General features: G+C 73.4%; 25 protein-coding genes and 2 pseudogenes. 17 read left to right on the forward strand and 10 right to left on the reverse strand.

Annotated features, from left to right (window positions below; all coding sequences use genetic code 11):
• Positions 1-81: 81 nt before the first annotated feature.
• Positions 82-420, forward strand: a complete 339-nt coding sequence (locus IE180_RS20090) for a helix-turn-helix domain-containing protein (protein WP_190158295.1) — start codon at positions 82-84, stop codon at positions 418-420.
• A 247-nt stretch (positions 421-667) separates the two neighbouring features.
• Complete coding sequence (locus IE180_RS20095) at positions 668-871, forward strand: cold-shock protein (RefSeq protein ID WP_190158296.1); 204 nt, start codon at positions 668-670, stop codon at positions 869-871.
• A gap of 223 nt (positions 872-1,094) precedes the next feature.
• On the opposite strand, the gene IE180_RS20100 is transcribed toward IE180_RS20095, so the two are convergent.
• Complete coding sequence (locus IE180_RS20100) at positions 1,095-1,871, reverse strand: TetR/AcrR family transcriptional regulator (RefSeq protein WP_190158297.1); 777 nt, start codon at positions 1,869-1,871, stop codon at positions 1,095-1,097.
• A 100-nt stretch (positions 1,872-1,971) separates the two neighbouring features.
• Between IE180_RS20100 and IE180_RS20105 the strand changes: the two genes are divergently transcribed.
• Both IE180_RS20105 and IE180_RS20110 read left to right on the forward strand, forming a co-directional pair.
• Entirely contained in the window at positions 1,972-2,379 is a 408-nt protein-coding gene (locus IE180_RS20105) for a VOC family protein (RefSeq protein ID WP_190158298.1), read from the forward strand.
• 93 nt (positions 2,380-2,472) lie between these two features.
• Positions 2,473-3,296 (forward strand): annotated as a pseudogene (locus tag IE180_RS20110) (IS5 family transposase); the annotation flags it as partial.
• Positions 3,297-3,309: 13 nt separating this feature from the next.
• Here IE180_RS20110 and IE180_RS20115 read toward each other — a convergent pair.
• From IE180_RS20115 to IE180_RS20125, 3 genes are all read right to left on the reverse strand, one after another.
• Entirely contained in the window at positions 3,310-3,759 is a 450-nt protein-coding gene (locus IE180_RS20115; protein WP_190158519.1) for a hypothetical protein, read from the reverse strand.
• A gap of 170 nt (positions 3,760-3,929) precedes the next feature.
• On the reverse strand, positions 3,930-4,124 hold the full coding sequence (locus tag IE180_RS20120; RefSeq protein ID WP_190158299.1) for a hypothetical protein: 195 nt from the start codon (positions 4,122-4,124) through the stop codon (positions 3,930-3,932).
• An 86-nt stretch (positions 4,125-4,210) separates the two neighbouring features.
• Complete coding sequence (locus tag IE180_RS20125; protein WP_190158300.1) at positions 4,211-5,131, reverse strand: SigB/SigF/SigG family RNA polymerase sigma factor; 921 nt, start codon at positions 5,129-5,131, stop codon at positions 4,211-4,213.
• Positions 5,132-5,280: 149 nt separating this feature from the next.
• On the opposite strand from IE180_RS20125, the gene IE180_RS20130 reads away from it, so the two are divergent.
• Positions 5,281-5,658, forward strand: a complete 378-nt coding sequence (locus IE180_RS20130) for a DUF3040 domain-containing protein (RefSeq protein ID WP_190158301.1) — start codon at positions 5,281-5,283, stop codon at positions 5,656-5,658.
• Positions 5,659-5,746: 88 nt separating this feature from the next.
• Here IE180_RS20130 and IE180_RS20135 read toward each other — a convergent pair whose 3' ends face one another.
• Positions 5,747-5,902: a hydrophobic protein gene (locus tag IE180_RS20135; RefSeq protein WP_190158302.1), complete on the reverse strand. Its 156-nt coding sequence runs from the start codon at positions 5,900-5,902 to the stop codon at positions 5,747-5,749.
• A gap of 179 nt (positions 5,903-6,081) precedes the next feature.
• On the opposite strand from IE180_RS20135, the gene IE180_RS20140 reads away from it, so the two are divergent.
• Positions 6,082-6,660, forward strand: coding sequence for a type 1 glutamine amidotransferase domain-containing protein (locus IE180_RS20140; protein WP_190158303.1), 579 nt, complete (start codon positions 6,082-6,084; stop codon positions 6,658-6,660).
• Positions 6,661-6,756: 96 nt separating this feature from the next.
• Positions 6,757-7,176 carry a CBS domain-containing protein gene (locus IE180_RS20145; RefSeq protein ID WP_190158304.1) on the forward strand — a complete coding sequence of 140 codons (420 nt, stop codon included), beginning with the start codon at positions 6,757-6,759 and terminating at the stop codon, positions 7,174-7,176.
• 140 nt (positions 7,177-7,316) lie between these two features.
• On the opposite strand, the gene IE180_RS20150 is transcribed toward IE180_RS20145, so the two are convergent.
• The gene (locus IE180_RS20150) at positions 7,317-8,000 is read right to left on the reverse strand and encodes a nucleotidyltransferase family protein (RefSeq protein WP_190158305.1); all 684 of its coding nucleotides are present in this window, start codon (positions 7,998-8,000) and stop codon (positions 7,317-7,319) included.
• 275 nt (positions 8,001-8,275) lie between these two features.
• Here IE180_RS20150 and IE180_RS20155 point away from each other — a divergent pair, with 275 nt between their 5' ends.
• Positions 8,276-9,286, forward strand: a complete 1,011-nt coding sequence (locus tag IE180_RS20155) for an SDR family oxidoreductase (RefSeq protein WP_190158505.1) — start codon at positions 8,276-8,278, stop codon at positions 9,284-9,286.
• Positions 9,287-9,385: 99 nt separating this feature from the next.
• Here IE180_RS20155 and IE180_RS20160 read toward each other — a convergent pair whose 3' ends face one another.
• The 4 genes from IE180_RS20160 to IE180_RS20175 form a co-directional block, all read right to left on the reverse strand.
• Positions 9,386-10,411, reverse strand: a complete 1,026-nt coding sequence (locus IE180_RS20160; protein ID WP_190158306.1) for an iron-containing redox enzyme family protein — start codon at positions 10,409-10,411, stop codon at positions 9,386-9,388.
• Positions 10,408-10,755 carry a CDGSH iron-sulfur domain-containing protein gene (locus tag IE180_RS37385; protein ID WP_190158307.1) on the reverse strand — a complete coding sequence of 116 codons (348 nt, stop codon included), beginning with the start codon at positions 10,753-10,755 and terminating at the stop codon, positions 10,408-10,410. Before IE180_RS37385 ends, IE180_RS20160 begins: the two co-directional genes overlap by 4 nt.
• Positions 10,756-10,843: 88 nt before the next feature.
• Positions 10,844-11,551, reverse strand: a complete 708-nt coding sequence (locus tag IE180_RS20170) for a HemK2/MTQ2 family protein methyltransferase (RefSeq protein ID WP_190158308.1) — start codon at positions 11,549-11,551, stop codon at positions 10,844-10,846.
• 4 nt (positions 11,552-11,555) lie between these two features.
• Positions 11,556-12,674 carry a carboxylate-amine ligase gene (locus IE180_RS20175; protein WP_190158309.1) on the reverse strand — a complete coding sequence of 373 codons (1,119 nt, stop codon included), beginning with the start codon at positions 12,672-12,674 and terminating at the stop codon, positions 11,556-11,558.
• A gap of 300 nt (positions 12,675-12,974) precedes the next feature.
• Between IE180_RS20175 and IE180_RS20180 the strand changes: the two genes are divergently transcribed.
• The 9 genes and pseudogenes from IE180_RS20180 (at position 12,975) to IE180_RS20220 (ending at position 18,463) form a co-directional block, all read left to right on the forward strand.
• Positions 12,975-13,154 (forward strand): uracil-DNA glycosylase family protein, encoded by a 180-nt coding sequence (locus IE180_RS20180; RefSeq protein ID WP_190158520.1) that lies wholly within the window; start codon positions 12,975-12,977, stop codon positions 13,152-13,154.
• A gap of 73 nt (positions 13,155-13,227) precedes the next feature.
• Positions 13,228-13,413, forward strand: coding sequence for a hypothetical protein (locus IE180_RS20185; protein WP_190158310.1), 186 nt, complete (start codon positions 13,228-13,230; stop codon positions 13,411-13,413).
• Positions 13,414-13,469: 56 nt separating this feature from the next.
• A pseudogene (locus IE180_RS20190) lies at positions 13,470-13,940 on the forward strand (SRPBCC family protein); the annotation flags it as partial.
• Between the two features lie 481 nt (positions 13,941-14,421).
• Positions 14,422-15,387 carry an LLM class F420-dependent oxidoreductase gene (locus IE180_RS20195; protein ID WP_190158311.1) on the forward strand — a complete coding sequence of 322 codons (966 nt, stop codon included), beginning with the start codon at positions 14,422-14,424 and terminating at the stop codon, positions 15,385-15,387.
• Between the two features lie 9 nt (positions 15,388-15,396).
• The gene (locus IE180_RS20200; RefSeq protein WP_190158312.1) at positions 15,397-16,095 is read left to right on the forward strand and encodes an HAD family hydrolase; all 699 of its coding nucleotides are present in this window, start codon (positions 15,397-15,399) and stop codon (positions 16,093-16,095) included.
• Positions 16,096-16,108: 13 nt separating this feature from the next.
• Entirely contained in the window at positions 16,109-16,345 is a 237-nt protein-coding gene (locus IE180_RS20205) for a DUF6480 family protein (protein WP_190158313.1), read from the forward strand.
• An 84-nt stretch (positions 16,346-16,429) separates the two neighbouring features.
• Positions 16,430-16,786, forward strand: a complete 357-nt coding sequence (locus tag IE180_RS20210) for a hypothetical protein (protein ID WP_190158314.1) — start codon at positions 16,430-16,432, stop codon at positions 16,784-16,786.
• On the forward strand, positions 16,779-16,994 hold the full coding sequence (locus IE180_RS20215; protein ID WP_190158315.1) for a hypothetical protein: 216 nt from the start codon (positions 16,779-16,781) through the stop codon (positions 16,992-16,994). The genes IE180_RS20210 and IE180_RS20215 overlap by 8 nt, the downstream gene beginning before the upstream one ends.
• Before the next feature lie 107 nt (positions 16,995-17,101).
• On the forward strand, positions 17,102-18,463 hold the full coding sequence (locus IE180_RS20220) for a baeRF2 domain-containing protein (protein WP_229860668.1): 1,362 nt from the start codon (positions 17,102-17,104) through the stop codon (positions 18,461-18,463).
• The last annotated feature ends 250 nt before the right edge of the window (positions 18,464-18,713 follow it).

Consider the following 18,713-nt stretch of genomic DNA (forward strand, 5'->3'; position numbering starts at 1 on the left):
TAGAAGTTCCTTCGGGGCCCGGGTGCCAGTACGGCACCCGGGCCCCTCACGCGTTCCACCAGTCCCAAGAGAGAGGTGCAGATGACGGCAGACGACTCGTACGGACGTCTCGACGACGACGACTACCCCGCCTACACCATGGGCCGGGCCGCCGAGATGATCGGCACCACCCCCGCCTTCCTCCGCGCTCTGGGAGAAGCGCGCCTGATCACCCCGCTGCGCTCCGAGGGCGGCCACCGCCGCTACTCCCGCTACCAGCTGCGCATCGCCGCCCGCGCCCGGGAACTCGTCGACCAGGGAACCCCCATCGAGGCCGCCTGTCGCATCATCGTCCTGGAGGACCAGCTCGAAGAGGCCCGGCGCATCAACGCCGAACACCGCCGCGCCGCCGAAGCGGCCGGCCCGCCGGCCGCGGCCTGAGACGGCGCCGCGCCCGCCGGATGCCGGCGGGCATCGTCTGTTCGGGCCGTTCTCGAATGTGTCGTCGTTTCCTGTGGTGACAGCATGTGCGGGCGTGTACCGTCTGCGTCAGCTGTCGTGGTTCGGAAGTCCCCTTTGCCCACGCCTCGGCGTGGGCTTTTTGCTGTGCTGTGCCGCAGGAACCAGGGCGATCACCTCCGTCTCCCGCACCGTGCGGGAGACGTTCATCGACTGGAAGGCACCAGACATGGCTACCGGAACTGTGAAGTGGTTCAACGCGGAGAAGGGCTTCGGCTTCATCGCCCAGGACGGGGGCGGCCCGGACGTCTTCGCCCACTACTCCGCCATCAACGCCTCGGGCTTCCGCGAGCTCCAGGAAGGCCAGAGCGTCACCTTCGACGTCGCCCAGGGCCCGAAGGGCCCCCAGGCGGAGAACATCACCCCCGCCTGACCCCCTCCGGCCCCGGGAGCGAAGAACCCGGCGGCAGGGCACGGAGCGAACGCGTTCAGGACCGTGCGGACATCGGCCGCACGGTCCTGAACCGTTGTCCAGTGCCGCATCAGGCAACGTTCGCCCTGTTGTGACGCGCCGTTCGGATGCTGATCCGGACGGCGCGGTGCCGCCCGTCGGGCGCCACCGGGTCCCCCTGATCCGGTGGCCGCCTTCCTGCGCCCTACCGCCGTCCCGCCCCGTCCGCTTGCCGCTCGGCCCACCGCTCCAGTCCTTCCAGCACGCACTGGAGCCCGAAGGCCCACACCGCGTCCGGGTTGTAGGCGCCGGCGGCCTCGCCCACTCGTCCGGCGAGCGGATAGCGTTCGGCGTCGATCACCCGGGCGAGTAGCGGCCCGGCCTCGGCCCACCAGTCGTTGTCGCTCTGCCGGCTGTTCAGCTCGGCCGCGTCGGCGGCCGCCCGGGCGGTGGAGTGGACGAAGCCCAGGAGGTGGGTGAGGGCGGTGTCCCGTTCGGCGTCGGGCAGGCCGATGCCCTCGAAGGCCGCCAGCTCGTGCTCGTACTTGCCGATCACGCCGGGACCCAGGGGTGGGCGGGTGACGGACATCTCGGGGATCCAGGGGTGGCGCACCAGCAGGGCCCTGTTGTCCCGGGCGACCCGGGTGACTCGGTCCCGCCACGGCTCGTCCGGGCCGAACGGCGTCAGCTCCATCCGCCCGTACGCATCGTCCAGCATGAGGTCGAGCAGTTCGGCCTTGCCCGGGACGTAGGTGTAGACGGTCATCGGCGTCACCCCGAGCCGCTGGGCCAGGGCGCGCATGGTCAGGGCGTCCAGGCCCTCCGCGTCGGCCAGTTCGACCGCCGCGCCGACCACCGCGTCGACGGTCAGTCCTTGGCGGGGGCCGCGCCGCCCGGCCGGCGGCTCCGGCGTGCCGGCCGCGCGCCACAGCAGCTCCAGCGTGCGGACGGGGTCCCCACCCCCGCTGCGGTTCTTCGTCACAGCCCCTCCAGCCCTCGGCAATGTTGCGCCACGACTCTGTACGACGTACAGAGTACAATGTATGGAGAAAGCTCGAGAGCCGCCCCCAGCGAGGAGTTCCGTGCAGATCACCGACACCGCCATATGTCTGACCGTCGACGACGTTCCCGCCTCCGCTTCGTTTCTGACCAGGCACTTCGGCTACACCGAGGCCATGGCCGCCGACGGCTTCGCCTCCCTCGGCCACCCCGACGCGCCCCACGTGGTCTTCCACCGGCGCGGTCTCGAAGTGCTCCCCGAGGGCTTCCGCGACCGGCCCGCGGACGGGGTGATCCTCGCCTTCGTCGTGAGCGACCTGCGCAAGGAGTACGAGCGACTGCGCGCCGAAGGGGTCACCATCACCCTGGAGCCGCGCGAGGAGCCGTGGGGCGAGCGGCTGTTCATGGTCGCCGACCCCAACGGGGTCGCCATCGAGCTGGTCGAATGGGCCAAGGGGAACGGGGACGAGAGTGCGAACGCGGTCCCGTAGGGCCGGAACCTGACTCGGAGGACCAGGGTGTGTCTCTTTGGTCGATTGGTCAGTTGACCGGACGTGTCTGTCCGGTTGGTGATCACTGATGCGATGTGGGACCGGATCGAGCCGCTGATGCCGGCCGATCCGGTCCGCGGGCGGCGATGGGCAGACCACCGCCGAACCCTTGAAGCCATCGCGTGGAAGTACCGCACCTGCTCACCCTGGCGTGACCTGCCGGACGAGCTCGGCTCGTTCCGGACCGCTCACAAACGGCTGCTCAGATGGGCTGCGGACGGCACCTGGAAACGAATTCTTGCCGCGCTTCTGGCAGCGGCCGACGACGTTGACAACATTGGCTGGACCGTGTCGGTGGACTCCACCGTCTACCGAGCGCACCAGCACGCTGCCGGAGCCAGGAAAAAGGGGCTCCAGACCAGGCCGAACCCGAAGACCACGCGCTGGGACGCTCCCGAGGCGGACTGAGCACGAAAGTCCACCTTGCCAGCGACAGCCATGCGCGGCCGCTGGCCGTCCGCGTCACCGCGGGTCAGGCAGGTGACGCGCCGGCCTTTGAGGCCGTCATGGCCGACATTCGCGTTCCGCGACGTGGGCCTGGAAGGCCGAGGAGCCGACCGGATGCTGTCCTGGCCGACCGCGCGTATTCATCCCGCGCGATCAGGAACCACCTTCGCCGACGCGGAATACGTGCCGTCATCCCTCAGCCCGCCGACCAGGTCGGTCACCGCCTTCGTCGCGGCAGGGCCGGCGGCCGACCGCCCGCTTTCGACGCCGAGACGTACAAGCAGCGCAACGCGGTCGAGCGATGCATCAACCGCCTCAAACAATGGCGCGGCCTGGCCATGCGAACCGACAAGCTCGCGATCGCCTACGAGGGCGCACCCCACCTCGCAGCCATCTTGATCTGGACGCGAGCACAGGTGCGGGTCAGCGGGAGCTGTGCGCTGCCTGGAGCGTCTCCCATTCCAGGGCGGGGGACTCGTAGCCCCAGCGCTTCAGGTACCCGTCTGTCCCGTGTTCGGATAGAAGCTTCTCAATCATGGCCATGAAAGCCCCGACAAATTCCTCTGTTGGTAGCCGACCTGCCCAGACCAGTTTCGCGTCCGACCACCAGGACGAGGGTTCGTTCAAGTCCGCGAACTCCACAATCTGAACGAAGACCTCCTTCTCTGTCTGGTTGAAGAAGACTCTCGTCCCGCTTGGCTCGTCGAAGAACGTCACGAAGGTCGCACTGCACCCACGGAGTAGATCCCGGACACCGTTCATGAACGTGGCCAGGACCTCGGGTCCTACATAGGAGGCGTGCACCTTCTGTTCCGCAGCGTTCACTGACCATGACCAGGTGGCCCACCCGGACCCGCCGAGCTTCCATTGCATGCTCTGGCCGTGCGCCAAAGAAACGTCGAATGGACTGTGAACCATGCCTTCCCCCTGCGCCAGGCGGTGCTGGCCCTGGAAATCGCCGAGCCAACCAGGACTCGATTACGAGCATGACGATGCCACAGACGGATCTGGACGATGCCACAGACGGATCTGAGAGACAGGCTCTAGGCGTGCCCGACCCCGTCCTCGGTTCCCGGGTCGGGCGGCGGTCCCTTCTCGAACCGCGCCGCGTCGCGGCGCAGGCGTCGGCCCGCCTCTCCGAGTTCCTTCCGGATCCTGGTCGCCACCTCGTCCATCGACTCCTCGGGCGGTACCTGGGAGCGGCCGGATTCGTCGTCCTCGTGATGCTGCTTCGCCACGTGACGGCGGCTGCCCCGGATTCCGGCGGCCACTCTTCGGGCGGCCGCCCGATCCGGGCCGTACGAGCGGTGCGAGAGCCGCGCGGTCAGCCGTCCGTGCCGTCGGCCGCGGCGTCGTCCCTAAGGAGGCCGTCCCTGAGTTCGCCGAGGATGCGCGTGAGCAGACGCGAGACGTGCATCTGGGAGAGGCCGATCCGGTGGCCTATCTCCGCCTGGGTGAGCTCCTCGCCGAAGCGGAGCTCCAGGATGCGCCGGTCGCGGTCGTCGAGGCGGGCGAGCAGCGGTCGCAGCGCCGTCAGCGACTCGATCAGCTCGTACGAGGGTTCCGCGCTGGCCAGGTGACGGGCGCCCGCTCCGGGCGCGGCGTCCTCGTCGCCGGCGGGGATGTCCAGGGACCGGGCCGCGTAGCCGTGGGCCGCGAGCTGGCCCTCGGAGACCTCCTCCTCCGTGAGGTGCAGCCGTGCGGCCAGTTCCGCCCGGGTGGGGCGGCGTCCGAGGCCCTGTTCCAGGGCGTCGGCGGCCTTCGCGAGGTCGATCCGCAGCTCCTGGAGCCGGCGGGGGACCCGTACGGCCCAGCTGGTGTCCCGGAAGAATCGTTTCATCTCGCCGACGATGGTGGGGAGGGCGAAGGCGGAGAAGTCGACGGTGCGGTCGGGATCGAAGCGGTCGATCGCCTTGATCAGGCCGATCGTGCCGACCTGGACGATGTCCTCCACGGACTCGGCGCGGTTCCGGAACCTCCGGGCGGCGAACTTGACCAGGCTGAGGTTCAGCTCGACCAGGGTGTTGCGGACGTACGCGTACTCCGGCGTCCCCTCCTCCAGGGCCCGGAGCCGGGAGAACAGCGCGACGGACAGGGTCCGGGCGTCGTCCGTGGAGACGGCTGTCGGACACGCGGGCTCGGGCAGCCCGCCGAGCGCCGCCCGGCGGGTGGCGGCCCCCGTGGTGTCGGGGGCGGGGCCGGCGGTGGTGAGCAGGGTGTCGGAGCGTTCTCCGGCGGTGGACATGAGGGCTCCTTCGACGGGGGCGATGGGCCTGCGTCGCGGCGGGCTGACCGGCGACGGGGTCCGTCGGTCGAGCGTCCTGAGAGAAGGATGCCCCTTTTGGGGTGATTTGACACGAATACTGGGGGAACTCGCAGAAATATGGCGCGCCCGTGTCGGCGCGCAGGGAACGGGAGGAGGTGCCCGCGATGGACGAGGCCCGGCTCTCGGCGCACGAGCGGCGCGTTCTGGCGGAGATCGAGGAGCAGCTGGATCAGGACGCGTCGCTCGCGCGCCGTCTGCGCACCATGCGACGGACCCCGCGCCTGCCCGCGCCCTCGTTCACCGGGGCCCGCCGCCACCTGCCCGCCCTCGGTGTCGTGGCGCTCGGCGTCATGACCCTCACCCTGTTCGTCCTCGCGGTCGACACCGAGGTGCCGGCGCTCATCTGGGCGTTCGCCTCCGTCTGGGTGCTGACCCTGGTCACGGCGCTGCTCCTGGGCCTCCGCTGGGCGAAGCGCCGGGCGGCGGAGGCGCGGACGGGCGAGTGAGGCGACGGGCTCCGGCCCGGAACCGCGGACCGCCGCCCCGGGCGACCCGGGGCGGCGGTGGTGCGACCTTCGGGGGTCACGGGCCCTCTCACCAGCGGTACCAGCGGCCGCCCCCGCTCCTCAGCAGGAAGCCGAGCACCCACACCACGAGCAGGGCGATGGCGATCCACCAGAGCACGTCGAGGGCGAACCCCGCGCCGAACAGCACCAGAATCACGAGGAGAAGGAGAAGAAGGGGAACCATGGCTGCACCTCCGCTGCCTGCGGGGCCCGGCCGGTAGGTCTCGGCACGGGAACTCGGTACACCGCGCTTTCCCTCATCCCCGCAGAACATGCGGGGTGATATGCGAGGTTTGAGGATATTGAGGCGGGTGAGGCGCAGAGACGGCGGGGGAAACAACGATTCCGGAGAGGAAGCGCATCGTGTCGTCCGACGGAAAGCTCGACGGAAAGAACGTCCTCGTCCTCACGACGAACTACGGGACGGAACAGGACGAACTGCAGAAGCCCGTGACCGTCCTGCGGGAGCACGGCGCCCGTGTCGTCGTCGCCGCACAGAAGGACGAGTCCGTCCGGACCCTCGTCTCCGACGAGAAGCCCGGGGCGGTCGTCCAGCCGGACACGACCCTGTCGGAGGCGACGGCGGACGGGTTCGACGCCGTGATCGTGCCCGGCGGCACCCTCAACGCCGACCAGTTGCGGAGCGACGACGAGGCGCGACGTCTCGTCTCCGCCTTCGCAGAGGCCGGCAAGCCCGTGGCCTCGATCTGTCACGGACCGTGGCTCCTCGTGGACAGCGGCCTGGTCAGGGACCGCGAACTGACCTCGTACCCGTCCCTCCGTCCCGACCTGGAGAACGCGGGCGGAACCTGGGTGGACCGGGAAGTCGTGGTCGACACCTCGGCGGGCCACGCCCTGATCACCTCCCGCAACCCGAACGACCTCGACGCCTTCACCGGGGCGATCGTCGACGCCCTCGGGGGAGCCGGGAAGGCGGCGTGAAGCCCCGGTGACGCGACGGACCCGGTGACGCGACGGACCCGGTGACGCGACGGACCGGGTGACACGACAGACCCGACGACCTGGCAGGTGATGGCCATGACCACCGCACGAGACATCATGACCCCGGAGGCGACCTGCGTCCGTTCCTCCGAGACCCTCGTCGACGCCGCACGGAAGATGGCCGAGCTCGGCGTCGGGGCGCTGCCGATCTGCGGTCCCGACGAGAAGCTGAAGGGCATGCTCACCGACCGCGACATCGTCGTGAAGTGCGTCGCCAAGGGCAAGGACCCGCAGCAGTGCACGGCCGGCGAGTTCGCCCAGGACGAGATCGTCACCGTCCGCGCGGACGACACCGCCGAACAGGTGATGAGGGTGATGAGCGAGCACCGGATCCGGCGGGTCCCCGTCATCGACGAGCACGTCCTGGTCGGCATCATCGCCCAGGCCGACGTCGCCCGCGTGATGCCCGAGCACCAGGTGGGCGACCTCGTCGAGACGGTGTCCGAGGAATCCTGAGCCAGGAGGACCGACCCGGCAGCGCGGGGCCCCGCCGCCGTGCCATGGACGGCGGCGGGGCCCCGCGCCGCGCCTGCCGAATCCGCGCCCGCGGCCCGGCGCGTCCCGGTCACGCGCCCACGGTCCCGGAGCGTCCCCGGTCACGCGCCGTCGCGGCGCGGCAGCACGTCCAACAGTTCGAGGAGGTACAGGAACGCCTCCGCCATCGGTGAGCCCGTCGTCTCCTCGCGCACCCGCCCCCAGTCGATCCGTTCGCGCAGCCCCCGTGCCACCGGCAGCAGCGGGCCGAAGTCGCAGTGGTGCTCGGAGAGCGCGAGGAGACGGCAGGCCATGAGGTCGGTCGGAGCCAGCACCGGCATGTGCACCGAGTCCACCGGCAGCGTCTGGGCACGGTCGAGGAGCTCCGCCGTGACCGGCCGCCCGGCGAGCGAGAAGATCAGGTCGATCTGCTCGCCGCCCGCGCGGGCCTTGACGAGCCAGTCCTCGGGCGGGTCGACGATCCGCACGCCGCGCTCCCGCAGGGCCTCCGTCACGACCTCGGCGTCCTCGCGCAGGATCGCGAAGTCCGTGTCGTGCTGGAGCCGGACCGGGATGCCGTGCGCGTACGCGGCGACACTGCCGACCAGGGCGAACGGACGGCCGGCCGCCTTCAGCACGGCCCCGACCTCCTTCGTCGTCTCCAGGATCGCCTGCGTGTGGTCGGGCGGCAGGGCGGGGGAGGGCGCGCGGGACGCGTCCGCGGGCGCGCCGTGCGGCGAGCCGTTCCCGGAGGACGCCGTTCCACCCGCCTCCGGGCGCACGGGCGGGCCTTCCATGAGATGCATGGCCAGCTCCTCTTCTCCCAGCTGATCGCGACGGCCCTCGCGGAGGGGATCAGCGTCTACCCAACCCGGGGAACCCCATCCGCGCATGGCCGCCCACCGGACCGGGCAGGCGCCTCGCACCCCCCGACGAGAGGACACCGATGACATCCGCCCGTCGTGCCCGGCACGCCCCCCACCCCGCCCCCGTCCTCCGCCCCCGGCGCGCGGGTCTCGCTCCGGGGACCTTCACGAAGGGCCCGGCGGTCATCCACGAACGCCGGCGGACACGGCCGCCGATGGCCGGCCGGACCGTCGTCGTCACCGGCGCGAGCGCCGGCGTCGGCCGCGCCGTCGCCCGCGCCTTCGGCGCACAGGGCGCGAGCGTCGCACTGCTCGCCCGTGGCCGCCGCGGTCTGGAGGCCGCGGCCGCCGAGGTGGAGGAGGCCGGCGGGCACGCCCTCGTGGTGCCGGTGGACATGGCCCTGCCCAGCCGGGTGGAGGAGGCCGCCGACCGCGTCGAGAAGGTCCTCGGGCCCATCGACGTCTGGGTGAACTCCGCCTTCACCTCGGTCTTCGCCCGCTTCCCCGACATCACCCCCGACGAGTACGCGCGGGTCACCTCCGTGACCTACCTCGGCTTCGTCAACGGCACGCGCGCCGCCCTCCGGCGCATGCGCCCTCGCGACTCCGGCGCCGTCGTCCAGGTCGGCTCCGCGCTCGGCGAGGCCTCCGTACCCCTCCAGTCGGCCTACTGCGGCGCCAAACACGCGATCAACGGCTTCACCGCCGCCGTCCGGATGGAGCTCCGGCACGAGCGCAGCGGCGTGGCCGTCACCGTCGTCCAGCTGCCCGCGGTCAACACCCCGCAGTTCTCCTGGGTCCTGTCCCGCCTGCCGCGCCGCCCGCGCCCCGTGGCGCCGGTCTACCAGCCGGAGGTGGCGGCCCGTGCCGTGGTGTACGCGGCCCGGCACCCGCGCCGCGCGGAGTACCGGGTGGGGGCCTCGACGGCCGGGACCGTCCTCGCCCACCGGTTCGCCCCCGCCCTCCTGGACCGCTACCTCGCCCGTACCGGGTACGACGCCCAGCAGACCGACGAGCGCGCGCGGCCGGCCGCCCCGCACAACCTGTGGGAGCCCCTCGACGGCCCCGACGGCCGGGACTACGGCGCCGACGGATCCTTCGGCGGGGAGGCCGCCGGCCGCTCGCCGTACACGGTGGCGGCACGGCACCCCCTCCTGCTGTCGGCGGCCGCCGGAGCGGCGGTGGTCACGGCCCGTGCGCTGCGCACCCGGGTCGTACGGACCTGAGGGCGACGGGCCCACCGGGCCGGGGCGGCCGTGGCCGCGGCACGCGTCCCAGGTCCGCACGACCGTCGAGGAGCGGGTCCCCGACGGTCGCGCGGATCCTCACGCCCCGTTCCCGGACGGCCGCGGCAGGGGCGCGCGCAGGGCGCTCTCGCCCCGCGACCAGGCGTCCACCACCCGGCCGCCGAGCCGGTCCTCCAGGAGGGAGGTCGCGGCGATGCCGAAGGCGACGTCGTCGGCGAGGTCCGGCTCGTCCTCGAGGAGGCCGCCGACGACCTCGTGGCGGACGACCTGCTCGTGGACGGCGTCGGCCTCCACGTGCTCCTCGTAGTACCGCTCCGCGGCCGGCCCGGCCCCGGTCCTGTGCAGCGCCGCGGCGATGCGGGCGGCGGCGGGCGACGACGTCGTCTCCACCACGGCGAAGTGCCCCACGAGCGCCCCGCGCAGCCTCCGGTGCAGACCGAACATCGTCATCAGGTTCGAGGCCGCGAGGAGCTCGGCGCCGGCCACGTCCACATGGCGTCCGTACGAGGGGTCGAGGCCCAGATCGGCCATGAGCTCCGCGTAGAGCCGGGAGTGCATCCGCTCGGGCCGCCCGCAGCCGTACTCGTCGTACTCGACGGCCACCATCGCCGCCTTGGCGCGGCCGCGCAGCCGGGGGATCACCCACAGGTGCGGATCGGCCTCCCGCAGCTGGTGCACGGAGCGCAGCGCGACGTACTCGCGCAGGTGCCACGGCTCGCCCGAGGAGGCCAGGAAGTGGGAGACGCCCGTGCCGTCGACCGGTTCCACGAGGAGGGCGGCCAGCGCCTCGTCGACGCCCGCGCGCTCGCGGCAGTCGTGGCGCAGCGCGCTCTCGAAGCGGTGCTCCATGAGGGCCCGGACCCTGAGCAGGCCGGGATCCCATTCCAGGGTGTCGGGGACGCCCGCGAAGCCCTGGTAGTGGAGCTCGTAGCAGAGGTGGAGGGCGAGCTGGAGGTCCTCCCCGTACGGGGAGGAACGCGCGATGTCCGCCGCCAGGGGCAGCCGGCCGCCCTCCAGCAGCCGGCTCCGGACCATGCGGGAGAGCTCGCCGCGGGCCTCGGGGACCTCGGGCCGCGCCGTGACGGTCGTCGGGAGCAGGGTCATGACGCCTCCGCCTCCCCGTCCGCGTCCCGCGCCGGACGCGGGGCGCCCCGGGCCGCCTTCGGCGCGCCGGTGCGGCTGCGGAGGCGCGGGCGGTGGCTGGTGTCGCAGAACGGTGCCCGCAGGCTCCGTCGGCAGGTGCACAAGGCCATGACGGGCCGGTCGCAGCGGATCACCGAACCGTCCGGCATGACGATCTCCGCGGGTCCCTCCACGAGCAGCGGACCCTCGGGGAGCGGACGGAACCGGGGCGGGGACGTCCGGGGCCGGGCGCCGCCCGGGTCGTCCGGACCGCCGTCCTCCGGGACCCTCACCCTCGGGGCGCCCTCGTTCGGGGAAGCAGACATCACACACACCACCCATCAGCTCGGATTGCGTCGGTACCGCGCGACTGCCCGGCTCCACGGCTTCGAATCACGACCGGCACGCCTCGCGTCACGACCGGGACGCCCGGATCACGACGAGCTGCTCCGTACGCGTCCCCGGCGCCACCAGGCCCCGGGCGGCGAACCAGTCTGCGCGGGCCGACATCACCGGCCCGAACGGCTCGGTGCGCCGCTCGACGACACGGGCCCGCAGCCCGGCCCGCCCGAGCGCGTCGAGCGTGGGGGCGACCCCGGAGAGCGAGGACTGGACGAGCAGCAGCACCCCGGAGGGCGTCAGGAGACGGGGCACCCGCGCGCAGATCCGGTCGAGGAGCAGCCGGCCGTCGGACCCGGCGTCCCAGCTCCGGCGGGCGCCGCGCGCGGGCGGCCGGGGATCCTCGCTCGGCACGTACGGCGGGTTCACGGTGACGAGGTCGAAGCGTTCCCGTCCCACCGGCCCGTCCAGGTCGCCGCGCAACGCCCGGATCCGGCAGCCGTGCAGCAGCGCGTTGAGCCGGGAGGAGGCGACCGCGGCGCGCGAGACGTCGACGGCGGTGGCCCGCGCGCCCCGCAGGGCGGCGGCGACCGCGACGATGCCCGTGCCCGTGCATAGGTCGAGCGAGCGGACGCCGGGCCGCAGTTCCTCGCGCCGCACCTGCTCCACCAGGAGCCCGGTGTCCGCCTGGGGCGCGTACACCCCGGGGAGCCGGCACACCCGGAGGCCGGCTGGCTGCTCCTCCGCGGGGACGGGGCGGCGTACGGAGACGGGAAAAACCATGAAATCAGCTCCTCATCGTGGCGTCGGCCAGCGCGTCGACCACCGCGCTGAACCGGCCGTGTCGTCGAAAGACATCGCGCTGACGGGCGGCGCCGCCGCCGTCCACGCGGATCCGCTCCCACTGCTCGCACACCCAGTCGGTGTCACCGGCGGCGTCGAGGCCCGGCCGGGCGAGGGTGATCAGGGCGTCGAGGAGTCTCGCGGCGGGCCGCTCCCCGCCACCGACCGGGTCGAGACCGGCGCCCGCGATGCCCTGGGAGGCGGCGAGCCGGTGGGCCCTGAGCAGGACCGGGCCGGGGACCACGGGCGCGGGGACGCCGGCGTCGACGCGGGGCAGCAGGGTGGCGGCGAGCCCGCGGACCAGGATCGCGAGCAGCACGACCGTGTCGAGTTCCGCGTTGGCGTCGGCGACCCGGATCTCCAGGGTCGGCACGTGCTCCGAGGGCCGGGCGTGCCAGTACACCATGCGGTTGTCGAGGAGCGTGCCCTCCCTGACCAGCCGGGCGACGTGGGCGAGGTACTGGGGCTCGTCGAGGACCGGGGTCGGGCCGACGGTCGGCCACCTCGCGTGCTCGACGGCGCGCCAGCTCTGGTAGCCGGTGTCGTGCCGGGCGGCGTAGGGCGAGTTCCCCGCCAGTGCCTGGAGCACGGGCAGCCACGGCCGCATGTGCTGGGCGAGGGCGAGGGCGCGCTCGCGGTCCAGCGTCCCGATGTGGACGTGGCAGCCGCAGACGAGCCCGTCGTCGCGCGCGACGCCGTCCGCGCGGGTGACCAGCGAGGCGAAGCGGCGGGCCATCAGCCGGTACCGCTCGGTGTCGGTCACCGTCAGCGGTTCCTCGGGCGGCAGCACGGGCGTGCCGCAGGCGACCGTCATGCAGTGCACCTCGCGCGCGGCCGCGCCCACCGTCGCGCGCAGCCGGGAGAGCTCGTCGCGCAGGTCCCGCCGGCTCGCCGTGGCCCGTGTGCAGATCTCGACCTGCGCGTTGAAGAACTCGGTCTGCACCTGCTCGCCGAGGACTCGGCTCGCCCGCCGGATGACCTCCGGCGCCCGGTTGACCGGGGCCCGGGTCGTCCGGTCGACCAAGACGAATTCCTCCTCGACACCCATCGTCAGGATCTTCATCTCGGGCTCCTCCTCGCCTCGGCGCGCGACTACCCGCCTCCGGGCCCGCCATGCCGCCGCCCGCCCCCCGCGGCCGTCCTGGCGGGAAGCCCACACGTCACGCGTGGCCGCCCGTCCGTGCGTGGCTGCCCGTCGCGCGTGGCCGCCCGTCCGTGCGTGGCCGCTGCGGCGCCGTCCCGTCTCCGTGCGCGGCCGTTCCGGCGCGGGACCGCGCGGAACCGTGCGCGCGGCCGTTGCGGCGCGGCGCCCGGCGGGCACCCGCCCGCGCGTCAGCAGTCACGCCCCGGCACCGACCGGGGCGTGCCGGGACCGCTGCCCGACGCCGGGGGCGGCACCCGGGTCCTCGCGACCGTGCACCCCTCGGCCGCGCTGCGCGCGCCGGACCGGCGGGAGACGTACGCGGGGCCGGCCGCCGACCTCCGCACCGTCGTGGACGCCCTCGGAGCGCATGACGCCCGCTCTGTGGAGCAGATTGGTTGAAATCGTGCTGATTCGGCCCCGCGGCAGCGGGCAGTCGCGGAGTGAGGGGTACGACCGGAAGGAGGCGGACCCCATGCGAGGGAACGCCGAGGGCGGAAGGACGGCACGGGACCGAGGACTCGACGACGAGGAGTTCCGGTCGCTGATGAGAGAGGCCCGCGCCGAGGCGCGGCGCCACTTCCTGGGCCGTCCGCCCCGGGCGGAGCCCGACTTCGCCCTCCGTACCCAGCACGCCGAGTTCGGGGCGGCCGCCCACTGAGGGGCGGTCCCGGTGCCCGGCCCGCGATGCCGTGACGATGTGAAGGAGGCCGCAGCATGAGCAAGGTCGAACAGACCATCGACGTGGACGTCCCGCTGCGGGACGTGTACGACCAGTGGACGCAGTTCGAGGAGTTCCCCCGCTTCATGGAGGGCGTCGAGGAGGTCCGGCAGACCGACGCCCGGCACTGTCACTGGCGGACCAAGATCGCCGGGGTCAGGCGGGAGTTCGACACCGAGATCGTCGACCAGCTCCCGGACCAGCGCATCGCCTGGCGTGCCACGGGAGGTGACGTCCGGCAGATGGGCGTCGTCAGCTTCCAGCCGCTGGACGAGGCGCACACCCGGGTGCGGCTCGCGATGGACGTGGAGCCCGAGGGCCTGGCGGAGAAGGCCGCCGACATGATGGGAGTGCTCGACCGCCGGGTCAAGGGCGACCTCAAGCGGTTCAAGGGCTTCATCGAGGAACACGGGGACGCGACCGGCGGCTGGCGCGGCCGGATCCGCCCCGGGGACGCCGGCACCACGCCGGGCGCGGGCACCGGATCCATGGGGACGGGGCGGTCCATGGGGACCGACCGGCCGATGGGGACCGACCCCACCACGGGGGCGGATCGGCCCATGGGCACCGACCCGTCCATGGGGGACCGGCCCATGGGTCCCGACCCGTCCATGGGAGACCGGTCCATGGGCGCCGACCCGTCCATGGGGGACCGGTCCGGTGGGACCGACCCGTCCATGGGAGACCCGTCCACGGGGACCGACCCCTCCATGGAGTCCACCCACAAGGGGCCCGACGCGATGAAGGAGCCGCCCGGGCCGGTGGAGACGCCCGGACGGACGCGCCCCACCCGGGAGACGGAGTCCTGGCCGCTGCCGCCGGACGACGAGCCGGGCATGCGCTGACGACCCCCCTCCCGCACCGCCACGGAGAAGGCCGGCTCCCCGGAGCCGGCCCTTTCCCGTTTCGCCCGGTTTCGGACCCCGTGGTCGCGGCAAGTCGCCCGACATGATGCGAATCGGGTACACGATGATGACCGAACAGGCAGGCCCCCGTGAGCTGGTCGGGCACGTGGTCGAGGCGGAACGGGCCGGATTCGAGTTCTCCGTGATCTCGGACCACTCCTTCCCCTGGCTCCCCGAGCAGGGACACGCCCCGTACGCGTGGAGCGTGCTGGGCGCGGCGGCCCAGGCGACCTCCGACATCCCGCTCATGACCCTGGTGACCTGCCCGACCTTCCGCTACCACCCCGCGGTGATCGCGCAGAAGGCCGCCACCCTGCAACTCCTGTCCGAGGGCCGCTTCCGGCTGGGCCTCGGCTCGGGCGAGAACCTCAACGAGCACATCGTCGGCAGGGGCTGGCCGTCGGCGCGCGTGCGCCTCGAAATGCTGGACGAGGCGGTGGAGATCATCCGCGCCCTGTTCGACGGGGAGTACGTGACCCGTCACGGCCGCCACTTCCAGGTCGACAACGCCAAGCTCTGGGACGTCCCGCCCACGCCCCCGCCCCTCGGCATCGCCGTCTCCGGGCCGCGGTCCTGCGCGCTCGCCGGACGCCACGCCGACCTGGTGGTCGCCACGGAGCCGAAGCGCGAACTCCTCGACGCCTTCGACGCCGAGGGCGGTGCCGGAAAGCCCCGCCTCGGACAGCTGCCCCTCTGCTACGACCCCGACCGCGACGCGGCCATCGCCCGCGCCCACGAGCAGTTCCGCTGGATGCTGGGAGGCTGGCGCCTCAACGCCGAACTCCCCCTGCCGACGGGCTTCGCACAGGCCTCCCAGCACACCCGCCCGGAGGACGTGGCGAAGAGCATCCCCTGCGGGGACGACGTGGACGCCGTCGTGGAGGCGGCCCGCGCCTACGCCGAGGCGGGGTTCACCGACCTCGCCCTCGTCCAGATCGGCGGCGACCACCAACTGCCCTTCCTCCGCTGGGCGGAGTCGACGCTGCTGCCCGCCCTCCGCGACCTGTAGGGAGCCCCCATGGACCGCGCCGCGCTCTTCGACGTCGACGGAACCCTCGTGGACACCAACCACCTGCACGTGGTGGCCTGGTGGGAAGCGCTCCGGCAGGGCGGCCACCAGGTGCCGACGCACGCCGTGCACCGGGCGATCGGACTGCCCGGCGAGCAGCTCGTCGAGCACCTGCTCGGCAGCTCCCGCGACCCGTCGGACGACGACCGGCTCAGCACCGCCCACGACACCCTCTACGCCACCTTCTTCGAGCGGCTCCAGGCCTTCGACAAGGCCGGCGACCTGCTCCGCGCCCTCGCGGGCGACGGATGGAAGGTCGTCCTCGTGACCTCGGCCAAGGACAGGGAACTGAGCGCCCTGCGCCGCGCCGTCGACGCCGACGAGGCCCTCACGGACACCGCCACCTCCGACGACGTCGAGGAGGGCAAACCCGCCCCCGACCCGATCGAACACGCCCTCTCGCTCGTCGGCGTCCCCGCCGACCGGGCCGTCTTCGTCGGCGACAGCGTCTGGGACATGAAGGCCGCCCGCCGCGCCGGAGTGGTGAGCGCCGGCCTGCTGTGCGGCGGCATCCCCCGCGCCGACCTCACCGAGGCGGGCGCCGCCGCCGTGTACGCCGACCCGGCCGACCTCCTCGCCCACCTCGACACCAGCCCCTTCAAGACCGTCCCGGCCGACGGCGCCCCCTCGGGCACCGGCGAGCCGTAGGGAGATGAACGCCATGACCGGACCGAGCAACCCGGACCCGGACCCCCGCCGCACCCCGGGCGTCGAGGCCGGCGGGGGAGTTCCCGCGGGCGAGACGCCGCCGGCCGAGTCCGGGACGGGGACGGGCACCGGTCCCCACAGGCCGCCCCGGCGCGGCTGGGCGACGGGCCCGCTCCTCGTCGTGTGGGTGCTGGTCATCGCGTGCGCCCTGTTCTTCCTCGTGTACGCGATCGTCCTCGCGGCCCGTTGAGACCGCGCCGGACCACCCGGCACGACCCACCTCCCCCCCCACCCGACCGACCGACACGATCCGTCCACCCGAAAGGAACCGTTCATGGCCCGCAACGAGCCCGACCCGCAGGCGGCCCGCGGCGACGACGTGTACCAGCCCGCCCACTCCGACGCGGGCAACCGACCCAGCGGCGAACTCGACCCCGAGAACGCGATCGTCACGGATCCCCTCGACGACCCGTCCGCCCCCGGCTACTCCCCGCCGGACCACCCCCGGGGCGTCGACCGGCACGGCACCACCCAGCGGGAGCAACAGGAGGGCGAGCCGCTCGACGAACGCCTGGCCCAGGAGGTGCCCGAGGCACGGCCGCCCGCCGCCGAAGGCGCCGTACCCGCGGAGGAGGCCGCCGTCCACGTGGAGACCGGGGCGGAGAGGACCGAGGAGGAAGCCGATGAATGAGCGTACGAACGAGCCCGTGGAAGCGCGCCTGAGCGAGGAGGAGCTGAGGGAGCATCCCGCCGACGACCCGGTGCACCCGCCGTCGGAGCGACCCGGCGGGGGCCGGTCCCGCCGCGAGCGGGGCCGTCAGGACGGGGACGACGTACGGGGACGGACCACCCCCTCCCAGGCCGAGGGCGAGCGCCTCCCGGACGACGACGGGGCGTGACCACCCGCGCCGCCCGCCGGCCCGCACCGCGCCGTTTGCCCGTCGAGGCGATGGGCAGCCGCCGCAGAGGAGTCGTACGACCCGTCCCGTCCCCGGGAGGAGCACTCGTGGACACCCCCGACCGTGGCAGCAGCGAGTCCGCCCCCCGCCTCGACGACGAGCGCAGGAAGGAGGCCGGGGACCGGGCCGGGTCCGGCCGTCCCACCCGCGTGGAGGAGCGGCACGACTCCCGGCCGCCCGTCGACGAGCCCGAACAAGGCCGGGAACGGAGCAGCGACAGCCGACCGCCTTCCGCGACCGCTTCCCACCCCCTGGGGGACACCATGGACCTCGACTTCCTCAAACCACTCCTGGAACGCCCCGGCCCCTGGGCCTCCGTCTTCGTCGAGACGAGCCGGGAGACCGAGGACGCGGCGCAGATCCAGAGACTGCGTGACCGCGCCGTCGCCCGGCAGCTCGTCGACGACGGTGCGGATCCGGCCACCGTCCGCGCGGTCGCCGAACGGCTCCGCGACGAGCCGGTCTCGGGGGCTCCCCCCGGCCGAGCCCTCTTCGCCGAGGCGGGGGAGGTCGTGCTCGACCTCCCCCTGACGAGGGCTCCGGCCGGCGTCGAGGCGACCTGGTCGGGCCTCCCGCACATCGCGCCGCTCCTGCACCTGCGGGGCGACGAACCGGCCTGCCACGTGGCCCTCATCGACCGCAACGGCGCCGACCTCGAACTGCGCGGCCCCCTCGGGGTGCAGGACGTGGGCCACGCGGAGGGGAAGACGTGGCAGGGCCGCGGCCACCGCGGCCTCCCCGCCGACCGGTACGAATGGCACTACAACAACAAGGTCGAGAACGCCTGGGAGGAGACCGCCGACATCATCGCCGCCGAACTCGTCCGGCGCTGCCCGCAGGACGGCTCCCTGCTGGTCCTGGCCGGGGACGCCCGCGAGCGGAAGGCGGTGCGTGACCGGCTTCCCCAGCACCTGCGGAGCCACACCGTCGAGGTGGACCACGGCAGCCGGGCGCCCGGAGCGTCCACCGAGGCCCTCGACCGGGAGATCGAGGAGGAGCGTTCCCGGTACGCACGGGAGCGGATCCGTGGCGCCCTCGACGATTTCCGCAAGGCGCGGGGACGTCCCGGTGAGCACCGCGCGGGGTCCGTGGACGGCGCTCCCGGCCCGGCGGCCGAAGGCGTTCCGGCGGTGCTGGAGGCCGTGCGCGAGCACAGGGTGGCCACCCTGCTGCTCGGCCTCGACGCCGCCGACGCGGGCCGTTCGGTCTGGGTCGGCCCCGGCGCGTACGACATCGCCCTGGGCCGTACCGAGGCCAGGAACTGGGGGTTCGGCCGGCCGAAGGAGGCGCGTGCCGACGACGCGCTGCTGCGCGCCTGCGTGGCCGCGGACTCGGAGGTCCTCGTCGTCCCCGAGGAGGTGAGGGGCCCGGCCGGCGGCCTCGGCGCGGTCCTGCGCTGGAGCACCTGACCCCCCGGCGAAAACGGACGGCGCCGCCCCCGACGACCGAGGGGCGGCGCCGTCCTGGCGGGCCTCGCGCCGTCCGCCTTGGCCCCGCCTCGCCCCGTCCGCCCTGACCCCGCCCCGCGCGTCCTGGCGGACCCCGTCCCCGCCCGCCCCGGCGAGCGCCGACCCGGCGAGCGCCGCCCCGGCACGGGCCGTCACGCTTCTTTCCCCGCCCGGTCCGTCGGACGCCCCCCGCAAGGCCCGGCGAACGCCG

It is taken from the genome of Streptomyces litmocidini (assembly GCF_014649755.1).
In the GTDB taxonomy this organism is placed as follows: domain Bacteria; phylum Actinomycetota; class Actinomycetes; order Streptomycetales; family Streptomycetaceae; genus Streptomyces; species Streptomyces litmocidini.